Genomic DNA, 2467 nt, shown 5'->3' with positions numbered 1-2467 from the left:
GGACTAATTTCGCACCGCCATTCTCATGCTTGACGTTCGCCCCGAGGAGGAATTCGCCCAAGGCCATCTGCCAGGTGCGCGCAATATCCCATATGCGGAACTGGACCAACGGCTTAGCGAATTGCCCGAGGACACGGAAATCGTGGCCTATTGCCGGGGGCCGTATTGTGTATTCGCAGTCGAAGCCGTCGCCGCGCTGCGCGCCAGAGGCTTCAAGGCCGTTCGGCTAGAGGACGGTTTTCCCGAGTGGAAGGCGGCAGGGTTCGCCGTCGAGGCGCAGGCAGCAGCCTGCTAAGAAAAGATTTGATGTGACTACATCGCTGCAGCAGTTGACAGACCCAATCTGGGAATGAGCCGTATATAGATCAGTTCGCTTACCAATTCGACCGTGGTTTGTGTGACGATGATGGCTGGTAGCAACGGCATCGCTCCAAGAACGGCAAAGGCCAGCGGCAATACGAACAAGGGATTGCGTGTTCCGGCGCTGAAGACGATGGCGCGACCGCCAGGAACATAGATTCTGGCGACCCTTCCGATATTCCAGCCAAGGATAGGAGCGATAACCGCATAGGCAACGTAAACTGGAATCGCCATCAAGGCGCCCTGCAAAGCGAGGCCGACGGCAGCCCGTCGGCTCCCGCAGTGACCAGCATGCGGATGATACGCAGACGAGCGGGCTGATATGTGCCGGTAGCGGCGCCATGGGCGCGGTTGCGCAACAGTTCGACCCGACCACGGGGAATATGGTTTACGGCCCTCCAGCTCCGGGGCGGGCGCCCGATATCGGCGCCTGGCAGGTAGACCCGAGCACCGATCAGCGCCGGAACCAGTCTTCATTTCGAATGTGGCATTGGAGCGATCACTTCGGCAGCCTGGGCTTCGGAGTGATCCTGGCCGATGTCTCGTCGCGGGCGCTGCATTACTGGTCCGCCGACGAGGTGACCTATCGCCTCTATCCCTTATCCCTGTTCGGGCCCGATCAGCGACGAACTGACCAAGCGCGGCAAGACCGAGGTGGTTCGCAAGGCGAAGAACCCGCCATGGACGCCGACGCCGGACATGCGCAGGAAGGATCCGAACCTGCCCTTGCGCGTCGAGGGCGGCGATCCCGACAATCCCCTGGGCGCTTACGGCCTCTATCTCGCCTGGCCCGCCTATCTGGTTCACGGCACCCATGACACCCGCAAGATCGGGCGCATGTCGTCCAACGGCTGCTACGGCCTCTATAACGAGCATGTCACCAAGCTTTACGGGCTGGCCGAGATCGGCACGCAGGTTGCCGTGTTTTAAGGACCTCGCCGCAGGTTCGTCCTGCGGCGGATTGTGGAGCCCGGAGGATCGCGGATGATCACTTCCGTTCATACATCGATTGGCAAGGAGCCGCGGCTATTCGGCTCCCGCCGCGCCATGATCGTCATGCAGGCAAAGCCCGTGGTTGGCCAGGACCCCGATGACGCGGCAGTCCGAGATGCTGCCATGGGCGCATTGGACGATCATGCGCTCAAGCTCAGCTTGCAGGGCCTGCAGCCGCTCGATGCGGGCATTGACCGCCGCAAGCTGGCGCGTGGCGATCTCGTCGGCGGCAGCGCAGGGGATGTCGGGGCGGTCGGACAGGCTCAGCAATTCGCGGATCGCTTCCAGCGGGAAGCCCAACTCGCGCGCATGGCGGATGAACCCCAGCCGTTCCTGTGTCTTCGGCCCGTAAAGGCGCTGGTTGCCGGCGCTGCGCTCGGCTTCGGGCAGAAGGCCGATCTGCTCGTAATAGCGGATGGTCGGCACCTTCACCCCGGTCGCTGCGCCGAGTTTTCCGATGGAGAGCATGAGAAACCCCTTGAAGCTCTAGTTGCTAGAGAGATTAGGTTTCCGAATCATCGAGGACAAGGGCCTGCGGACCGTGCGGGCAGGAGATGAGCGATGTGTGACGAACAGGCCGAACGGTTCGAATGGACGGTGACGGGCATGGATTGCGCCGCCTGCACCCGCAAGATCTCGGCGGCGGTCGAGCGGATGCCGGGGGTGGGCGAGGTCTCGGTCGGGCTGATGGCCGAGAAGCTGTCGCTGACCCTGCAACCGGGCGGGACCAGCCGCGAGCAGATCGAGGATGCTGTGCGCAAGCTGGGCTTCGGCATCGCGCCACGCGGGCAGGAGGCGCCCCGCAAGAAAGCCTTCGTGCTGCCGGATGCCAAGCCAGGGGCAGCGGCGGGGCAGGCAGCCGTCCCGGCAGCGCAAGGCCACGACCATGCCGGCCATGACGACCCCGCCGAGCGCGACAAAAGCTGGTATCGCACCGCCAAGGGCCGTCTGGTGATCCTGACCGGCGTGCTGCTGGCGGCGGCCTGGGCCTTCGAGCTGCTGACCACGGCCGAATGGGGCACTTGGGCCTTCGTCCTGGCCTGCCTGATCGGCGTCGCCCCGGTGTCGAAGCGCGCCTTTGAGGCGTTGCGCATGGGCCAGCCCTTCACCATCG

Annotated in this window: 4 protein-coding genes and 1 pseudogene; 3 read left to right on the top strand and 2 right to left on the bottom strand. The window is 63.8% G+C overall.

Annotation, left to right across the window (positions count from 1 at the left end; genetic code table 11):
• The first annotated feature begins 25 nt into the window (after nt 1-25).
• Complete coding sequence (locus FE811_RS26440) at nt 26-295, top strand: rhodanese-like domain-containing protein (protein ID WP_255469860.1); 270 nt, start codon at nt 26-28, stop codon at nt 293-295.
• Nucleotides 296-312: 17 nt separating this feature from the next.
• Here the strand turns inward: FE811_RS26440 and FE811_RS26435 are convergent, their stop codons facing one another.
• The gene (locus tag FE811_RS26435; protein WP_208861520.1) at nt 313-594 is read right to left on the bottom strand and encodes a hypothetical protein; all 282 of its coding nucleotides are present in this window, start codon (nt 592-594) and stop codon (nt 313-315) included.
• 149 nt (nt 595-743) lie between these two features.
• Here FE811_RS26435 and FE811_RS26430 point away from each other — a divergent pair.
• A pseudogene (locus FE811_RS26430) lies at nt 744-1290 on the top strand (L,D-transpeptidase).
• A gap of 96 nt (nt 1291-1386) precedes the next feature.
• Here FE811_RS26430 and FE811_RS26425 read toward each other — a convergent pair.
• Nucleotides 1387-1821 carry a helix-turn-helix domain-containing protein gene (locus FE811_RS26425; RefSeq protein WP_116221003.1) on the bottom strand — a complete coding sequence of 145 codons (435 nt, stop codon included), beginning with the start codon at nt 1819-1821 and terminating at the stop codon, nt 1387-1389.
• Nucleotides 1822-1914: 93 nt separating this feature from the next.
• On the opposite strand from FE811_RS26425, the gene FE811_RS26420 reads away from it, so the two are divergent.
• On the top strand, nt 1915-2467 hold a 553-nt coding region (locus FE811_RS26420), incomplete at its 3' end, for a cation transporter (protein ID WP_181180989.1).

The sequence above is a fragment of the Paracoccus sp. FO-3 genome (genome assembly GCF_006386455.1).
GTDB lineage: Bacteria > Pseudomonadota > Alphaproteobacteria > Rhodobacterales > Rhodobacteraceae > Paracoccus > Paracoccus versutus.
This window is presented reverse-complemented; position numbering and strand designations above follow the sequence as displayed.

Coding starts and splice junctions, on each gene's coding strand:
- FE811_RS26425 (WP_116221003.1), bottom strand. CDS start 1,821: ATGCTCTCCATCGGAAAACTCGGCGCAGCGACCGGGGTGAAGGTGCCG.
- FE811_RS26435 (WP_208861520.1), bottom strand. CDS start 594: ATGGCGATTCCAGTTTACGTTGCCTATGCGGTTATCGCTCCTATCCTT.
- FE811_RS26440 (WP_255469860.1), top strand. CDS start 26: ATGCTTGACGTTCGCCCCGAGGAGGAATTCGCCCAAGGCCATCTGCCA.